At 54.4% G+C, this 18,156-nt stretch carries 12 protein-coding genes; 9 read left to right on the top strand and 3 right to left on the bottom strand.

Annotated elements, in window-relative coordinates:
* Positions 1-75: 75 nt before the first annotated feature.
* Complete coding sequence (locus tag J7I43_RS03810) at positions 76-1,308, bottom strand: ROK family transcriptional regulator (RefSeq protein WP_209143409.1); 1,233 nt, start codon at positions 1,306-1,308, stop codon at positions 76-78.
* A gap of 440 nt (positions 1,309-1,748) precedes the next feature.
* On the opposite strand from J7I43_RS03810, the gene J7I43_RS03805 reads away from it, so the two are divergent.
* The 9 genes from J7I43_RS03805 (at position 1,749) to J7I43_RS03765 (ending at position 16,932) form a co-directional block, all read left to right on the top strand.
* Positions 1,749-4,655 (top strand): SusC/RagA family TonB-linked outer membrane protein, encoded by a 2,907-nt coding sequence (locus J7I43_RS03805; RefSeq protein WP_209143407.1) that lies wholly within the window; start codon positions 1,749-1,751, stop codon positions 4,653-4,655.
* An 18-nt stretch (positions 4,656-4,673) separates the two neighbouring features.
* On the top strand, positions 4,674-6,278 hold the full coding sequence (locus J7I43_RS03800; RefSeq protein WP_209143405.1) for a RagB/SusD family nutrient uptake outer membrane protein: 1,605 nt from the start codon (positions 4,674-4,676) through the stop codon (positions 6,276-6,278).
* 221 nt (positions 6,279-6,499) lie between these two features.
* Positions 6,500-7,174, top strand: coding sequence for a hypothetical protein (locus J7I43_RS03795; protein ID WP_209143403.1), 675 nt, complete (start codon positions 6,500-6,502; stop codon positions 7,172-7,174).
* 349 nt (positions 7,175-7,523) lie between these two features.
* Positions 7,524-10,559, top strand: coding sequence for a SusC/RagA family TonB-linked outer membrane protein (locus J7I43_RS03790; protein ID WP_209143401.1), 3,036 nt, complete (start codon positions 7,524-7,526; stop codon positions 10,557-10,559).
* A gap of 18 nt (positions 10,560-10,577) precedes the next feature.
* Positions 10,578-12,242, top strand: coding sequence for a RagB/SusD family nutrient uptake outer membrane protein (locus J7I43_RS03785; RefSeq protein WP_209143399.1), 1,665 nt, complete (start codon positions 10,578-10,580; stop codon positions 12,240-12,242).
* On the top strand, positions 12,229-13,317 hold the full coding sequence (locus tag J7I43_RS03780) for a metallophosphoesterase (RefSeq protein ID WP_209143397.1): 1,089 nt from the start codon (positions 12,229-12,231) through the stop codon (positions 13,315-13,317). Before J7I43_RS03785 ends, J7I43_RS03780 begins: the two co-directional genes overlap by 14 nt.
* Position 13,318: 1 nt before the next feature.
* Positions 13,319-14,599, top strand: a complete 1,281-nt coding sequence (locus J7I43_RS03775) for an MFS transporter (RefSeq protein WP_209143395.1) — start codon at positions 13,319-13,321, stop codon at positions 14,597-14,599.
* Positions 14,596-15,993, top strand: a complete 1,398-nt coding sequence (locus J7I43_RS03770; protein WP_209143393.1) for an FAD-dependent oxidoreductase — start codon at positions 14,596-14,598, stop codon at positions 15,991-15,993. Before J7I43_RS03775 ends, J7I43_RS03770 begins: the two co-directional genes overlap by 4 nt.
* Before the next feature lie 15 nt (positions 15,994-16,008).
* A complete protein-coding gene (locus J7I43_RS03765; protein WP_209143391.1) occupies positions 16,009-16,932 on the top strand; it encodes an endonuclease/exonuclease/phosphatase family protein in 924 nt (307 codons plus the stop codon).
* 120 nt (positions 16,933-17,052) lie between these two features.
* On the opposite strand, the gene J7I43_RS03760 is transcribed toward J7I43_RS03765, so the two are convergent.
* Both J7I43_RS03760 and J7I43_RS03755 read right to left on the bottom strand, forming a co-directional pair.
* Positions 17,053-17,508, bottom strand: a complete 456-nt coding sequence (locus tag J7I43_RS03760) for a response regulator (protein WP_209143389.1) — start codon at positions 17,506-17,508, stop codon at positions 17,053-17,055.
* Between the two features lie 132 nt (positions 17,509-17,640).
* Positions 17,641-18,027 (bottom strand): VOC family protein, encoded by a 387-nt coding sequence (locus J7I43_RS03755; protein WP_209143387.1) that lies wholly within the window; start codon positions 18,025-18,027, stop codon positions 17,641-17,643.
* Between the last annotated feature and the right edge of the window lie 129 nt (positions 18,028-18,156).

Genomic DNA, 18,156 nt, shown 5'->3' with positions numbered 1-18,156 from the left:
GCGTAGATATAAGTTTGAGTTACCGGGAAATCACATAGGCATTCCCGTTACAAATATCAAATTCTGTACCAGAATTCAGGTTGTTTTCGCCTGCGCGATCATGACCTCGAAGAACTGGGTGATACCTTCGGCCGCGTACCCCAGCAGCCGCGATTCGTCGCCCAGCTCGGAGCTCACGATCTGCGCCTTTTCGCGGATCTGCGTCATACAATACGTATTGATCGCCTGTTGCATGGGCAGCGTGATGTATTGTTTCGCCGCGGCGATCTTCCCGCTCAGGATCACCAGTTCCGGGTTAAAAAGCTGGATCAGGATGGAAATGCCTTTGCCCAAATGCGTACCGATGTTGGACAGCAGCTGGATGGAATATTGGTCGCCGTTGTTGGCCGCGCGGATGATCAGTTCCGTTTCGATGCGGTATACTTCTTTGTTGGACAGGTCGTTGATGATGGAGTTCTGCCCTGAAAGAATGCCCTGCCGGGCGGTTTTCGAAAGCGTCATGCCCGAGGCTACCGTTTCGAGGCAGCCATGTTTGCCGCAATAACATAGTTCGCCGTTTTCCGCGAAGGGCATATGGCCCATTTCGCCTGAAAATCCCGAGCTGCCCTGCTGCACCTTGCCATCCATGATAATGCCGAGACCGATGCCCCAGTCCATCAGGATCACGAGCACGTTCTTTTTGCCTTTTGCGTGCCCGAAACGAAGCTCCGCCAGCGCAGAGCCTTTCACGTCGTTCTGGATCACTACGGGCAGGCCGAGATGTTGTTCGAACGCTTCGCGAAGACTGAGGTGGCTGGTTTCGTCGAGCAGGTAACTGAGATTTTCGCCCAGCTGCGTATCTATCAGGCCGGGCATGCCCACGCTGCAACCGATCAGCCGGCTGGATTCGATATTGGCGGCTTCGGCAAGCTCGCGCATATGCACGAGCAGCGTTTCGAGGAACGCGGCACGGTTGCGGGAAAGCGTGACGGGGATGGATTTGACGGGGGTGATGAGGTTATTGTTATTGTCTACGATCACCATGCTGGTCTTAAACAGCTCGATGTCGATACAAATGATGAACAGTACGTGTTTACGCAGTCTGAACAGGTCTGGCCGGCGCCCGCCGATAGATTCGCCCTGGCCTTTTTTCTCGACGATCCGTTCGCGGCTCATTTCGGAAAGCAGTTTCACCGCAGTGGGCGTTGAAATGCCCAGGGTATCGCAAAGGGTTGCGACGGGCGACGGGCCATGGGTGTACAGATGCTGTAGCAGCCGGTATTTCAGCTGTTCCTGTTTCTTACTGTTACTTTTTTGAAACCAGAACAACTCCCGGTTTAACAATTGCGCATTCATTTCTTCAAACATTTTATCTTTTAAGCGTACACTTCCTGCAAATTTTAGATAAAGTTTCTTTCATTGAATAAAAGATCAAAAAACTTTATTCTTTAGCGAAAATAGTACGCATATTTGAAATGCATACGACAATTATTTGAGGTTTTAATGTAACTGAGAGTTAAAGAAAAGCAAAAAATTTCCAACTATTTGTAAGAAAGTGAAACAGCTAAGCCAGCAGGACTGATTGGATCAACAGGCGTCAACAGGAAAACAGCCAGGATCTATTTAACACGTTTGGGAGACTTTCATCCCTTTACCTCATCCATAACATGTTTGTGAGTTCATTCACAGCCCGCCCGCAAAAGAGCGTTTGCGGGCATGGCGGAGCTTTTGCCCACGATCGACCTAGCACCTTCAACACAGCTAATACTATGAAGTATCTACTCTTATTCTCATCGTTCCTGCTCTGCATGCTGCAAGCCCAGGCCCAGCAGCGGACCATTACGGGCAGCGTCGCGGATTCCGCGGGCGCCCCGATACCAGGCGCAACAGTACTGGTAAAAGGCACCAACATTGGTACGGCAGCCGGCGCCGACGGGCGTTACGAGCTCAGGGTGCCCGGAGACAACGCCGTGCTCATCTTTACCTCCATGGGCTTCCAGGACAGGGAAGTGGCCGTGGGCAAACAATCCGTATTGAACGTCAGGCTGCTCCAGGGCGGCAAAGACCTCAACGCGGTAGTAGTAATGGGTTTCTCCAAAGTGGAGCGCCAGCACGTGGCTTCGTCTGTAGCCCAGATGGACATGAAACAGGCCAAAACGCGGCCGGTCATTAAACTGCAGGAAGCCTTCTCGGGCACCATTGCGGGCGTGACCATGCAGCAGGGCACCAACCTGCCCGGCAGCGTGCCCGGCACTATCTCCATCCGCGGCATCAGCACCCTGCAGAATGCGGAACCGCTTGTGATCGTGGACGGGATGGAACAGTCCCTGACAGACATCGATCCTAACCAGGTAAAAAGCATCACCGTACTGAAAGACGCGGCATCCGCCTCCATGTACGGTTCCCGCGGCGCCAACGGCGTAATCATCATCGAAACGGAAAGGGGCACCACCGGCAAGTTCAAGGTAGACCTCAACACCTGGACCGCATTCCAGCAGCCGATCGACCTGCCGAAATTTGTGAACGGCGCGGATTACATGCGCCTGAACAACGAAGCGCGCATACTCCAGGGCCAAACGCCTACTTTCTCCGAAGATTCCATCCGCAAGATGGAAACCGGAGAGCTTCCCAGCGTTGACTGGCTGGATGAAGTGATGCAGCGCCGCGCCAATTCGCAGAACGTTGCCCTCAGCGTATCCGGCGGCGGCGGCGTGGGCACCTTCAACCTGATGCTCGGCCATCTTCGTGAAAACGGCCTCAATAACATCGAAGGTTCCCGGAAATATTCCGCCCGTTTTAATACGAATATCAATATCGCGGACAAGTTCGTGCTGATGGCAGACTTCTACGCGCACCGCCTGCAGGTGGACCGCCTGTACGCCAACGACGACGGCAACGGCCTTTATTCCAATGCCTGGAGAATGAACGCCTCCCAACAGGTATTTTATCCCGGCTCAACCCTTCCCGACCACTACATCCTGCACAACAACCTCAACCCTCTCGCCTCTATCGAGCGCGGCGGCGTTAAGAACTACCTGCACGATAACAGTTCCATCAACCTGCGCCCCAGGTACAACATCACCAAAAACCTCAACATCGAGGGCAACGTGTCGTACCTGATCACCAAATCGGCCAACAAATGGAAACGCGAGACCTTCAAGTTCTACGATGGCAACGGCAAACCCGTGACTACCTGGGCTAACGCCGTAGGAGCGGAACAGGGCGTGAGCAACAGCCAGGTGACCGGCCGCGTGCTCGTGAACTACGTTGGCAATCTTCGCAAAAACAAAGACAAGATCTACTTTACCGCGGGCGGTGAGGTAATGAGCTGGAACTATACCGATTTCAAGGAGATCAGCAAAGCTTCTTTCTTCGGCAAACTGAACTACTCCTTCGACAACCGTTACATTCTTGAGTTTACGCCCCGTGCAGACGGCAGCAGCAAATTCTCTCCCGAAAACCGCTGGGGCTTCTTCCCCTCGGGCGCGCTGGCCTGGAACGTGACCAACGAATCGTTCATGCGGCCGATCGTGGAATCGGGCAAACTGAACAGTTTGAAATTCCGCGTGTCTTACGGTTTGATCGGTAACGAAAACGTAGATCCCTATCTCTGGGAAGAAATCGTGAACACCTGGGGCTGGACGATGCGCCTGCCCAACCCGAACTTCTCCTGGGAAAAACAGAAACAGGCCAACCTCGGCATGGAAGCCACTTTGCTGGACAAACGCCTGACCCTTACGGCCGATATCTATAAAAAACACTCCTTCGACCTGATCTATGCCAACTTCCCCGTACCGCCGCTCACCGGTTCCTATTACCTGGAATCTGCCGTGAACATCGGGCAGGTAGACAACAAAGGTTTTGAAGTATCCGCCACCTGGAGCGACCGCATCGGCGAGCTCAACTATTCCATCGGCGGCATGCTTTTCGACAACCGCAACGAAGTGATCAAAGCAGGTTATAAAGACAACGATACGCTGATCTTCAAAGACAACAACGACAAGATCTGGTACAGGGGCATTGCACTGGACAACTACTACGGTTACCAGACAGACGGCTTCTACCGCAGTGCGGAAGAGGTAGCCGCTTCCCCCGCGAAGATGCCCAACACGCTGCCCGGAGACATACGTTACATCGACCAGAACAAAGACGGCGTGATCAACAACGAAGACCGTGTGAACCTCGGCGATCCGTTCCCGCATATGAACTATTCCGTTAACCTGAACCTGAGCTTCAGGCGCTGGGACTTTGCCGTGCTCGGCCAGGGCGTAGGCAAACGCACCGGCCGCCTCGGCGGGATGGAAGGTTACCCGATCCTGGTAGACGGCGCCACCAACGCGCTCGGCGCGCCCCGCCAGTATTATGCGGACAACCGCTGGACGCCGGAAAACCCGGACAGCCGCTTCCCCCGCGTATGGACCGGTACCTCCACCAACACCAACCTGGCAGATGTCTGGCTGAGCGACGCCTCCTTCTTCCGTTTCAAAATGATCCAGCTGGGTTACACCATCCCGAAGATCGGATCGCAGATCCGCAACGTGCGTGTATACGTGAACGCGCAGGACGCCATCACCATCACCAAATGGGAAGGCCTGGAGCCAGAGCGTAACGGCGGCAACGGCACCTATCCCCGCATGGCTATTTTCAGCCTTGGATTAAAAGCTACAATGTTCTAATCAACTTATTCACCGCATATGAAGATCAAGAAATTAATTTGCGCTTCCCTCCTGGTCACCGCGCTGACGGGATGCGAAAAATTCCTCGATAAACACGACCCGACGGCCACGAAATTCTCCGAGTTCTTTAACACCGAAGAAGACCTCCGCCGCGTAGTGTATTCCAGCATGCTGGACGTATACACCAGTCCTACCCTGCTGCAGCGCCTGCCTTTTATGGAAGACGGCAAGTCCGACGACGCATACAGCCGCACGGAAAGCCATCACCACCAACGTATCGCCAACGGCAACTTCAACTCCAACACCACCGCGTTCCTGTATCACTACGAGCTGCACATGAAACACCTGGGCCGTCTCAACGTGTTCATCGCGAATGCGGACATTCCGTACGTGGAAGACGAAGCCGTTCGTGAAAAATACCGCAACATTCTCGAAGGCATCCGCGCATGGCATTATTTTGAGCTGGTAGCGCGCTGGGGCAGCGTTCCTTTTTTCCTGGAACCCGCAGATCTTACCTCCGCCCTGCAACCGGCCAAACCGAAAGAAGAGATCCTCGCCGAGCTTTTCCCGCTGGCTGAAGCCATTGCCGACAGGCTGCCGCCGGATGAATACGGCTCAGACGCCTACATGTTCAACCGTTATTCCATGAAAGCGATGATCATGCGTTACGCATTGTATTTCGAACGCTGGGATATGGCGGCGCGCCTTGCCAAAGAGATCATGGATTCGCAGAAATACCAGCTGCACCCTGTATACGGCGACCTGTTCAGCTACAAGGCAGACAAAACCAACAAGGAGTTCATCCTGAAAATGGACATGGAAAGCCACGCCAACAGCGCCACACAATCGTTCCAGTACCTGGCGCCACAGTACCGCACCGGCAACGGCCAGTCGTACCTGGTACCGCTGAAAGCGCTGGTAGACGCTTACTGGACGCTGCAGGGCGACCCGATCGACGCCAGCCCGCTGCACACCAAACAGGAATACGAGCTGAACCCGAAACTCAACCGCGACCCGCGCCTGGCCGCCAGCATCTTTATTCCCGGCGATATTTTCGTGAACGAGCCGATCGAAATTTACGACCCGAACAACCCGATGTATTACGAAAAAGCCCGCGCAAGCCGCTCCGGCTTCTGGTACAAAAAGTTCGTGGACGTAACCGACGCGTTCAAAACCGGCGGCAACATGCACTTCCCTTTCATCCGTTACGCGGAAGTGCTGCTCACATATGCCGAAGCGAAGATCATGCAGAACCAGGTGGACGACCTCGCCAAAAAATGCATCAACGACATCCGCAAACGCGGCGGTCTTGATATGACGGCCGCAGATGTTACCCTGCCGAAATACGCCACTTATTCGCAGCAGCAATGGATCAGCCTGATCCGCAACGAGCGCCGCGTTGAGCTCGCCGGCGAAGGCCGCCGCTATGACGACATCATCCGCTGGAGGATCGCCGAGCAGGTATTGAACCAGCCCGCGCTGGGGCACTCCCGCATGGTGAACGGGCGCATGGAAACGTTGAAAGTGGAAGACCGCGCATTCCGCCCGAACAACTACCTGTGGCCGTTCCACGAGAACAGCCTCAAAGTGGAACCGGGCCTGCGTCAGAACGAAGGGTATTAGTATTAGTTTCATATTCGCATTTACCCGAAGGGGCCGGCCGCAAAGCCGGCCCTTTTTTTCGCGGGCCAATAACACGAGAATACAACGCCCGTTATTGTTGTTAACCGCCGTTCTACCACTTTAGGGGTACCATTGCGGCCGGTGAAGGCTATATCTTTGAAAAGGAATACATTACTATCTGTGAAAAACCTATACCTGATCATTGTAAACTGAAACCGAATATGCCTGCATTTACCGACACCGAACTGCAAAAGAAATTCTGCGAAGGATTTTCCTTCTTTCCTTTCAAATATCTTGAACAGCACGATACGCTGATCTATAAATGTTATACGGGGAAAGACGATCTGAGGAAGCTGCTGGAATGGCACAGCCGGGAACATGATTCGAGCCATTACAGCGTCAAGATCACCAAAAAACTGAAACATACCGACATACCCGCGGCGGAAGAGCTGTTGCAGCTGCTGCAGCAGGCGGGCGAGTGGTGCACGGCGCGCGCTTTTGCCGCGAAGCTGCACCCGGCCGCAAGAAAACTCACCGCAGGCATCGGTAAATGCCACAGCCTGGTGGCCGCGTACCTGATAGAAACGCTGCGGCCTGTTGCCGCGAAGCTCGCCGATAAATACCTGGGCACAGACGTTGAGGGCGTCGAACAGATCGAACGTACGATTCAGGCGTTTATCCGGAGCACAGACGAGCCCTACGCTTTGCTGAAAACGCTTTCCTCCAAAAAAACGAGCGCCTCCGGCCGTTCTTTTGGCGAGGAAGACCGGGAATATCTTTCGAAGATCACCGCGGCGATGGAAATATTCCAGGCGCACCAAACCAGGAACATCGACCTGCTTGATGCCTGGAAACACCGGCAGATGATCCACAACAACTGCCGCGCGCTGAACTGACGCGCATTCCTAAACATACTTTTTATAAAAAAGAGACGGCCGCCCGGTCGTCTCTTTCTATTTTTTGCCCCAGGGTCTTTTCCCACCTAAACTTAAATTTTATTTAATTTTTATTAAATAATGTTAATTTTACTTTCACTGTGATTATTAAATAATCACCCGTTCCACGTAGAAGAAGGCATCCTGTGCGACATCCATGGCCATTTTACCTATTACTTGTCGTCTATTAAGTTATTATTAATTATTGTTTAATTTCCTGCGTCAACGGATAAAATGCAGCATATTTAAACATTTTTAAACATCAAAGGCATGATTTAGGCACCCGCCATGTACCAAAAATTTGACCGTTATGAAACAACAAACAGGCATCCAACGTCCTGGCAAGTTCCTTTTGACCCGATGCGCAGCCCTGCTGCTATGCGCATTGCTCCTGTCCGCCCGCGCCGCCGCCTTTCAACATGCGCCGGTCATTATTAAAGGGCATGTTTCCGAAAAAGGCGCCGCCTCCCTCCCGGGCGTGACCATTACGCTCAAAGGCAGCAGCATCGGCACCACCACCGACGAAAACGGCAACTTCAGCATCAGCCTGCCCAACGACGCCGGCACGCTCCTGTTCTCCTACGTCGGTTACCTTCCGAAAGAAATGCCCGTAAAAGGCAAAACCCTCATCAATATCGTGCTCGAGCAAGATGCCACCGGTCTTGGCGAAGTAGTGGTAGTGGGTTACGGCACGCAAAAGAAAGTGAACCTCACCGGCGCCGTGGAACAGATCTCCTCCGCCAGGCTCACCGACCGCCCTGTTACCCAGCTTTCCACCGCCCTGCAGGGCATCGCGCCCGGCGTAACGGTTACCACCACCACCGGCGCGCCCGGCGCGGACGCAGGCACCATCCGCATCCGCGGCATCGGCACGCTCAACAACGCCAACCCGCTGATCCTGATAGACGGCGTGGAAGGGAACATGAACGAGATCGACCCGAACCTGATCGAATCCGTTTCCGTATTGAAAGACGCCGCGTCTTCAGCCATCTATGGTTCCCGCGCCGCCAACGGCGTGGTATTGGTGACCACCAAAAGAGCGAAAGGCGACCAACTCAGCATCAGCTACAACGGCTACGTCGGCTGGCAATCGCCCACCAACCTGCCCGACAAAGTAGACGCCCTCGACCATATGCGGCTGCTGAACATGGCCTACAAAAACACCGGTCTTACCCCGCTTTACTCCGACGCACAGATCGAGGAATACCAGCAGAAAATGATCACCGACCCGGACAACTTCCCCAACACCGACTGGCAAAAGGAAGTGCTGACCGGCTCCGGCGTCATGCAAAATCATTATGTGGGCATCAGCGGTTCGTCCGGCAAGCTGCGTTTTATGACCTCCCTCGGTTATCTCAACCAGAACGGCATCATCAAAACTTCCGGTTTCGAGCGGTATACTTTGCGGAATAATGCAGACATCCGGTTCAACGACAAACTATCCATGAAACTCGACCTGCAGCTTATCAACCGCACTACCACCGAACCGGGCCGCGGCATGACGAACGTGTTCCTTCAAATGAACCGCATTCCGGCCGTACAGCCCGGCAGGTTCCTCAACGGGCAATACGGCGAAGGATGGAACGGCAACAACCCGATTGCCATGGTGGAAGACGGCGGCGAGCTGCGCAACAATACGCTCAGCCTGTTCGGCAACCTGCAACTCAATTATCAGCCCACCAAATGGCTCACCGCCGAAGTGATGGCGGCGCCGCGTTTTAATAATTCCTACGACAACAATTTCGTGAAAGCCGTGCCCACTTATACCGCGGCGGGCAACATCGCGTACACGCAACCGGCCAAAAGCGAACTGACCAACGGCACAGACCGCGGATTTTATGGCAACTACCGCGCAAGCCTCACCGCGCATAAAACTTTCAGCCGCCACGAAACCAAACTATTGCTGGGCGCTTCCCGCGAAACATTCTCCGGCAACGGCTTCACCGCTTTCCGCGACAACTTCCTGTTCCCGCAATACCCCGTGCAGGACGCAGGTTCCCGCGAAAACATGCAAACCACCGGCACTGCTTCCGAATGGGCGCTGCAATCGTTCTTCGGCCGCCTCAACTACGGGTATAACCAGCGTTACCTGTTCGAGGCCAATGCACGGTACGACGGCTCGTCCCGTTTCCTGCGCAGCCGGCGCTATGGATTCTTCCCCTCTTTTTCAGCAGGCTGGCGCGTTTCCGAAGAGAACTTCATGCAGTTCATCAAACCCGTCGTAAACGACCTGAAGCTGCGCGGCTCCTGGGGCAAACTCGGCAACCAGAACATCGGCACCTATCCCTTCGCTTCCAACCTGGCCATGGGCGCGTATTCCATGGGAGGAGAAGTAGTGTCCATCGCAGCGCTCAACGATATGGGCAACGAGGAGATCACCTGGGAAACCACCACCATGACCAACTTCGGCGTAGACGTGGCGCTGTTCCGCAACCTGACCGTTACCGCCGACTGGTACCGCAAGGTTACCAGCGACATCCTGCTCAAGCTCAACATCCCGCTCAGCATCGGCCTTAACGCGCCTTACCAGAACGCGGGCAAAGTGCTGAACCAGGGCTGGGAACTCGGCCTGAACTATTCCAGCAACATCGGCGATCTCAACTACGGCATCAACGCCAATATTGCGGATGTGCACAACGAAGTGCTCGACCTGCGCGGTATCAACAGCACCGACCTGCTCATCAGCCGCGAAGGATATTCGATCAATTCCATTTACGCGCTGCAGGCGGACGGTTATTTCCAGTCGCAGGCGGAGATCGACGGGCATGCCAAACAGATCGGCATCCTGGCTCCCGGCGACATCCGTTACGTGAATCAGAATAAAGACGCGGCCATTACCAACGAAGATTACAAAGTGATCGGCAGCACGATCCCGCGTTATACGTACAGCTTTAATCTCAACGCATCGTTCCGCAACTTTTCGCTCAATGCCTTTTTCCAGGGCGTGGGCAAGGCAGACGGTTACCTGTATTCTTACAGCGTACAGCCATTTTATTCAGGCGGCACGGCACACGAGCAGCATAAGGATTCCTGGCGGGAAGACAACCGGGAAGCCAAATTTCCCCGTCTTACCTACGGCGATAACGGCAACAACTACCAGCCGTCCAGCTTCTGGATGAAAAGCGCGGCATACCTGCGCCTGAAGAACCTTCAGATCGCCTATGCATTGCCGCAAAGCGTAATTGGCAGGCTGAAGCTCAAATCCGCCCGGGTGTATGCCGCGGGACAGAACATGTTCACATGGGACAAATTCTGGGACGGCTATGATGTGGAAGCGCCTGTGGGCACGGGCAACCGCTACCCGCAGGTAAAAGTGTTCACCATCGGCCTCGACGTCAAGTTCTAAACCGTTAAATTGAAGATCATGAAACTCAACATAGCCGTTATAACGATCGGCTGCCTCGGCTTCCTGGCCGCGGGCTGCAATAAACAACTCGACAAACTGCCGCTGGACAGTCCGTCGTCCGCCTCGTTCTACAACGACGCCACCGAAGTGGAACTGGGCGTGCTCGGCTGTTACAAGGCGCTTACCTGGGAACTGAAGTCTACCCGGCCCTGGCCTGTAATGATGGACAACACCACCGACGTAAGCTGGAACCGCAGCTCGCATCCTTCGCAGGAACTGGGCAACGGCACCGCCACCAGCACGAATGAATCCGCGCAGAACGCATGGGCCGGTTTTTACAAAGCCATCGGCCGCGCCAATTTTTTGCTCGACAATATCGATAACGCGAAAAACAACATCGACGAAAAATATTTCCGGCAGGTGGTTGCCGAAGCCCGCTTCGTAAGGGCTTTCAGCTACGCGATGCTGACCGAAATGTTTGGCGGCGTGCCGCTGGTAACGAGAATGCTGAAAGTAGAGGAAGCGCAGATGGAAAAAACATCCAAAGCCGAAATAGCCGACTGGATCTTGCAGGAGCTGGACGAAGCGGCGCCCGACCTTCCGCCCTTCAACACCGGCAATATTACCGGCCGCGCCACGCAAGCTGCCGCTTACGCATTAAAAGCGCGCGTTGCGCTTTACAACGAAAAATGGGACATTGCCGCGGAAGCCGCCAATGCGGCGAGAAGAACCGGCAAATACGGGCTGTACGAAAATTACGGCAACCTCTTCAACTACACCGGCGAATATTGCAAAGAGCATATTTTTTCGTTGCAATACCTGAAAGGCACGCTCACGCATTCCAATTCTAACTTCATTTCATCGCGCCTTGCAGGCGGCGTATCCAACGAAGTGCCCACGCAGCAGATGCTCGATTCGTACGAGTGTACGGATGGTCTTACCATCGACAGATCGCCGCTGTTCGACCCGCAGCATCCTTTCAACAACAGGGACCCGCGGCTGGCGATGAGCATTGCCGTGCCGGGCAGCGTGTATTACGGCTACCAGTTCGAAACCCACCCGGACAGCACATTTGTGTGGAACTATAACGTAACGCCCGCCATCCGCATCCGCAATACCGACGCCACCAACACTTACGCGACCTTCACGGGGTATCTCTGGCGCAAATGGACAGACATCAAAGACATGCCCGATGATGAAAACTGCGAAGGCGACATCGTGCTGATCCGTTATGCGGAAGTGCTGCTTACTTACGCGGAAGCGCGCATCGAAGCGAACAGGATCGACGAATCCGTATACCTCGCGCTGGATTCCGTGCGCGTGCGCGCGGGTATGCCCGTTGTGCCACGCAACAGTTCGCAGGCTTATCTCCGTTCGCTGGTGCGCCGCGAGCGTAAAGTGGAACTGGCGAATGAAGGGCTTCGCCTTTCCGACATCCGCCGCTGGCATATCGCCGAAAAAGTAATGAAAGGCCCGCGTTACGGCCGCATCCGTACCGCATGGCTGAGCAAAGCGCCTGCGCTTGACGAAAATACCATTCCCGATTATTCCGGCGTGCCGAACGCAGGCAGCATGCGTATTATCGAGAACATGGTATTCGATCCCAACCGCGATTACCTCTGGCCCATCCCGAACATCGAAATACTGACGAATAAAAAACTGGAGCAAAATGCGAACTGGTAGAAAACCGAGGGAGATCATCTGCTGCCTGCTGCTGTTTGTTTTCACCGCAACCGCGCAGGAAAAAGACAGCATACAACCCGCGCTCGGCAGCGAGGGTTCCTGGTCGGTAGTGGTGCTGCCCGACCCGCAAAACTACGTCAAATTCAAACGCAACCAGCCTTTGCTGGACATGATGATGAACTGGATCACGGATCAGCAGGAGCGCCTGCAGATCAAAATGGTACTGTGCACCGGCGACCTGGTGGAGCACAACGACATCATCAATCCTGACGGAAAAAAAATGGACCAGACCGGAAAACAGCAATGGCAGGCCATTTCAGCCGCCTTCGGCAAACTCGACGGGCGACTGCCTTATGTGGCCGCGGCGGGCAACCACGACTACAACATCTTCAGCTATTCGCACTGGCCGAAATACACTTCTTATCCTGATTATTTTCCCGCGGATAAAAATTACCTCAACCAGCAACTGCTGCGCGAAGTGACCAAAAACCCGGAAGGCCGCCTGAGCCTGGAGAACGCCTGTTTTGAATGGCAATCGCCGCAAGGGAAGCCTTACCTGTTCATGACGGTCGAATTTGCGCCGCGCGACACCGTGCTGCAATGGGCCAGAAGCGTGGTATCGCAGGAAAAATACAAAAACCATACGGTGATCCTGCTCACGCATGCGTACCTTAATTACAAAAACGAACGGATCGTACAGGCAAAATACGATCTGCAGGATGCGCATTACGGCCGGGATATCTGGGAAAAACTCGTGAAACCTTCCGCCAACATCCGCCTCGTGATCTCGGGGCATATCGGCGAGAAAAACAATGCGCGTAAACACGTCGGTTTCCGCACCGATACAAACAACGCCGGCAAAACCGTTCACCAGATGACCTTCAACGCGCAGGCCATGGGCGGCGGGCATTATGGCAACGGCGGCGACGGCTGGCTGCGCATACTGGAATTTCTGCCGGACGGAAAAACGGTAAAAGTGAAAACGTTTTCACCCTTCTTCGCCGCATCGCCCAGTACGGAACACCTGGCGCGGCGGCGGGAAACATTCGATCAATTCACCTTCGAACTGAACTAGCATGACCACAGCGGAACAACAAAAGGGCGGATGGCTCCATAAAAAAAGACGATGGTTCATTGTTGCGATCATTTTTACCGCGATCGTTTTTAATTATGTAGACAGGCAAATGGTATCGATCCTGAAACCCTTGCTGAAAACGGAATTCAGTCTCGACGACGCCGGGTACGCCGTGATCGTGAACATCTTCACGATCTGTTATGCAGTGATGTACCCTGTTTCCGGCTGGCTGGTGGATAAATTCGGCGCAGGCAAAGTGATGTTCTACAGCATCCTGCTGTGGTCCGTTGCCAGCATTGGCGGCGGGCTTTCGCGCACCATCGGGCAGTTCGGCATTTTCCGCGGGTTGCTGGGCGTTGCGGAGCCGGCCAATTTCCCCGCACAGCTGAAAACGGTAGCCATTTGGTTTTCCGGCAGCGTGCGCGCCACCGCCAACAGTTTATGCGTGGCAGGAAGTTCCATCGGCGCCATCATTGCGCCGCCGCTCATTGCCTGGCTCACGCTTACGTTCAGCTGGAAAACCGCCTTTCTCGTATGCGGCGCAACCGGCATCGCGATCGCCGTGCTATGGAAACTCATTTACCGCAACCCGCCCGCTTCCGTGGCGAAAGACATCATAGACCCTAACGACGGTGCGGGTTTCAGCTGGTGGCAACTGTGGGGCACAAAAAGCCTCTGGGGCATTTTGCTGATCCGTTTCCTTAGCGACCCGGTGTGGTATTTCTGTCTTTTCTGGCTGCCCGGCTATCTGCAGGAAGGTTCAGGCCTTACGCTGGCGCAGGTGGGCATGGTAGGCTGGATACCCTTCCTGGTGGCCGACCTGGGCAGCATTGGCGTATCCGCCTGGTCGGACAAAATGGTGAGCAAAGGCATGCAGCCGTTACGGGCGCGCAAAGTGATGCTCAGCACTACCGCTGTGGTGGCGCCGCTTTGCATGCTCATCAGTTATCTTCCCGGCGTTGCCGGCACGCTCGCCGTATTCAGTCTTATTGCCGTGATGGCGCTCAGCTGGCTGTTCAACGTAAGCGTGGTGGTGGCGGAAGCTTTTCCCGTGAGAAACGTAGCCAGCGTACTCGGAATAGCGGGCGGTTTCGGCGCATTGGGCGCAGTGGTGTTCAACTATTTCGTCGGGCAGATGATCGGAAGTGTGGGCGCAGGAAATATTTTTATGCTGATGGCCTTCATGCACCCGCTCGCCGTGGTAGTGCTGTGGACGATGGTGCGGCGCGAACATTCCTTCAAACCGGTAGTTAATAAAAACATTCAAATAAACACTGTATGAACAATCAAGTCATCTCAGAACCAGCGAGGTCTATTCCCGTAAGAAAAACCGTAGACGTATTAGTGGTAGGCGGCGGGCCGTCAGGCATCATTGCCGCGCAGGCGGCCGCGGAAGACGGCGCCAAAGTGCTGCTCATCGAAAGCCGGAGCTTCGTGGGCGGCAACATGACGATCGGTTTGCCGATACTGGGCTTTCTCGGCCAGAAAGGCAACCAGATCATCAAAGGTCTTCCCCAAAAACTGATCGACCGCTTAAAAGCGCGCAACGCGGCCAGCGAGCACCGCCCCTGCCCGCTGCACATGAGCCTCACGCTCGTGGAGCCGGAAAGCGTGAAGACCGTGGCGCTGGAGATGCTCGTGGAAAGCGGCGTGGAAGTACAGTTCTACACATTCTGCGCCGGCGTGGTAATGGAAGGCGACGAATTGAAAGGCGTGATCGTGGAAAGCAAAGCCGGCCGCGAGGCCATTCTCGCCAAAGTGATCATCGACTGCAGCGGCGACGCGGACGTGGCCTTTAAAAGCGGCGTCCCCTGCGATTATGGCAACGAACAGCAAGGCGTGCAGCCGCCCACCCTCATGTTCTGCCTCGGTGGCGTAGACACCGAAAAACTGCGCCTCAGCATCGCGGAAGAACCGAGGACCTACCTCACCGATTTCATTCCCGCCGAATATTTCGGGCAGAACAACCAGTTCGTGCTCGTAGGCATGCGCAACCTCATCAAAAAAGCGCAGGACGCGGGCCTGACGCTCACCACCGAGCGCACCATTCTCATCACCGGTTTGCGTAAAGGCGAAGTGTGGGTGAACATGACGCGCGTGAGCGGCGTGAACGGCACCGATCCCGACAGTCTTACCTACGGCGAGATCGAAGGCCGCAGGCAGATCTACGACATCCAGCAATACCTGGTGGAATACGTGCCTGGATTTGAGAACGCTTACTTCCTGAAAACCGCGCCGTTCCTGGGCATCCGCGAAACGCGGCGCATACAGGGGCAATACACGATGACGCGTGAAGACATCATGAGCTGCGCGCATTTCGACGACGCCATTGCCGTGGCCAGTTACCCGCTGGACATCCACCACCCGCAAGGCGGCGGCTGCACGCTGGAATGGTGCGGCGATTGTTACGACGTTCCCTACGGTTCGCTCATCCCGAAAAAGGTCAAAAACCTGATCGTGGCGGGCCGTTGCATTTCCACGACACACGAAGCCATGTCTGCCATCCGCGTAATGGCGCCCTGCATGGCGATGGGCGAAGCGGCCGGCCGCGCGGCGAAAATGGCGCTCGCAGACGGCGTGCAGCCCGCTGATGTGGACGTGCGCAAGCTCCAGCGGGAGCTGATCGCCAAAGGCGCCTACCTCCGCACGCCGGTAACCGAAAAAGCGAACAATTAACATCAAACACAACGCATGAGCCATACACAATCCAGGCGGCGCTTCCTGGGCAACCTGGGCGCCGCGTCACTCGCGTCTCTCCTTCCCCAATGGTCCGCCGCCGCAAGCAAACCGGCGGCGGCTTTCCACCGCGTGCTCACCTGCAACATCCGCGTGGCGCTGCCGGAAGACGAAGCCAACGGCCGGGGATGGCCGCAACGGAAAGACATTTGCCTGAAGATCATCAAAAACCAGCGGCCGGACATCGTCGGGTTCCAGGAAGTGTTGAAAGTGCAGGCGGAAGACATCCGCAAGGCATTTCCCAAACACGGTCTTTTTGGTTACGACGGCCCCGAGATGGACGCACATACCGAAGGGTATCACGGCATCGCGAAAAACCCGATCCTTTTTTCGGAGGAACGTTACGAGCTCACCGGCGGCGGCATATACTGGCTGTCTGAAACACCGCTGGTCGCCGGCAGCATGTCCTGGGGCACCGCGCGTGCCAGGCATGCGAACTGGGTGCGGCTGCGTGAAAGAAAAACCGGGCAGGAACTGCGGGTGATCAATTTACATCTCGATCACGTGTCCGCCGAAGCGAAACGGCAGCAGGCAAAAATGATCGTGGAAGAAAGCGCGCAATATCAAAGCGATTTTCCGCAGATACTGACCGGCGATTTTAATTCGAAAGCAACGAGCGACGTTTTTGAGCCGGTGAAAACCGGCGGCTGGGCGGATACTTATTCCGCAGTTCACGGCAGCAAACCTGTGAGTTTTACGGCGCATGCTTTTGAAGGGGAGCAGTATACGAAAGGCAAACCAGACGGAAGGATCGATTTTATTTTCAGCAAAGGCCCGGTAACGGCGCTGGCGGCTAGTGTGATCAAAAACAAGATGGAGGGACGGTATCCCAGTGATCACTTTTTTGTTTCCGCCGATGTAACTATCCATACGCCGTAACAGCAACGGCATTTTTTCCTACGATGAAACACGGGTCTTTCGGGGCCCGTTTTTTTATTGCGGGTTACGCCGGGATGTTTAAAGCTTCTCTTCCCGTAGAAATTACTTTCTGATATTTCGTTAAATGCCGGAGCTCGTTGTCACGATAAACTTATCGCGCGGGGGCTGTGCGATCTTGTTCCGCTCAACGAATGCAAGCGATTGCCGAAGCACGTCTTTTATCTGTGAGAATTGGTTGGGCTTTCGTATAAAAAGGCTGGCGCCTTTATGGTAAAGCAAATTGGCCGCGTCCGCATCCATGGAGGTGGAATAGATCACCACTGGAACGTCCTTCAGCTTATCGCTGGTCTTTATTTCAGACAAACATTCAAACCCCGTCTTGCGCGGCATGTTCAGATCGAGGAATAAAATATCGGGCAGCTGCGGGCTACCGGAAAGATGCGACATGAGGTGGTCCCCGTCATGCACCAGCATCAGCTCAAACCCGATACCCAGTTCCTTTAACGCGTCGTCGAATAAAAAACAATCGTCGTGGTCGTCGTCGGCAAGAATGATATGGAGTTTAACGTTACTCATTACCTCAATTTAACAAAAAAAACGGGCGAAAACAGAAATTGTTAACGGTACCACCTTACTGTTGTTTAACAGCAATGAAAAAGACGGCCAATGGCCGCCTTCATATAATAGTTTGATGAATTTTGATGATGTCTACATTTGAAATACATTGAACTTGTGACCATCAGGATCGGTAAACACAAAACCGTAATAGCCTTCTCCAAACGCTTCCGGTTTGGAAACGATCGTTCCCCCGGCTTCCCGCACTTCCTTTTCCCAATTGTCCACCTCTTCCCTGGTATCGGCGGAAAGGGTGAAGACGATCTCATTCCCGGCTTTCGCATTGATTATCGTTCCTTTTATGTTGGGCTCAAGTACGTCTTTCAAAAAAAAATGAATGATAAAGTCCTTCTCTCCGAAAAAGAAGCTGGTCAACTGGTCCGACGCCCCGTTCTGTTTAAACCCGATCCGTTTATAGAATGTAGTAGTTCGCTCCAGGTCCTGGACGCCGAAATTGGCCCATATTCTTTTTGTATTCATACACTGAAATTTTTTTTGATGAAATAGCTTCCGCTTTTTTTGATGCGTTGATTTGTCCCGCGTTGTTAAATCAAAGATAGATAATAGGCATATCAAATACGGCGGCTATTTGCGAAATCTTTTGGGGTA

Source organism: Chitinophaga chungangae (genome assembly GCF_017742215.1).
In the GTDB taxonomy this organism is placed as follows: domain Bacteria; phylum Bacteroidota; class Bacteroidia; order Chitinophagales; family Chitinophagaceae; genus Chitinophaga; species Chitinophaga chungangae.
The sequence above is the reverse complement of the archived record's forward strand: the minus strand, read 5'-3'. Positions and strand labels throughout refer to the sequence as shown.

Coding starts and splice junctions, on each gene's coding strand:
- J7I43_RS03805 (WP_209143407.1), top strand. CDS start 1,749: ATGAAGTATCTACTCTTATTCTCATCGTTCCTGCTCTGCATGCTGCAA.
- J7I43_RS03800 (WP_209143405.1), top strand. CDS start 4,674: ATGAAGATCAAGAAATTAATTTGCGCTTCCCTCCTGGTCACCGCGCTG.
- J7I43_RS03795 (WP_209143403.1), top strand. CDS start 6,500: ATGCCTGCATTTACCGACACCGAACTGCAAAAGAAATTCTGCGAAGGA.
- J7I43_RS03790 (WP_209143401.1), top strand. CDS start 7,524: ATGAAACAACAAACAGGCATCCAACGTCCTGGCAAGTTCCTTTTGACC.
- J7I43_RS03785 (WP_209143399.1), top strand. CDS start 10,578: ATGAAACTCAACATAGCCGTTATAACGATCGGCTGCCTCGGCTTCCTG.
- J7I43_RS03780 (WP_209143397.1), top strand. CDS start 12,229: ATGCGAACTGGTAGAAAACCGAGGGAGATCATCTGCTGCCTGCTGCTG.
- J7I43_RS03775 (WP_209143395.1), top strand. CDS start 13,319: ATGACCACAGCGGAACAACAAAAGGGCGGATGGCTCCATAAAAAAAGA.
- J7I43_RS03770 (WP_209143393.1), top strand. CDS start 14,596: ATGAACAATCAAGTCATCTCAGAACCAGCGAGGTCTATTCCCGTAAGA.
- J7I43_RS03765 (WP_209143391.1), top strand. CDS start 16,009: ATGAGCCATACACAATCCAGGCGGCGCTTCCTGGGCAACCTGGGCGCC.
- J7I43_RS03760 (WP_209143389.1), bottom strand. CDS start 17,508: ATGAGTAACGTTAAACTCCATATCATTCTTGCCGACGACGACCACGAC.
- J7I43_RS03755 (WP_209143387.1), bottom strand. CDS start 18,027: ATGAATACAAAAAGAATATGGGCCAATTTCGGCGTCCAGGACCTGGAG.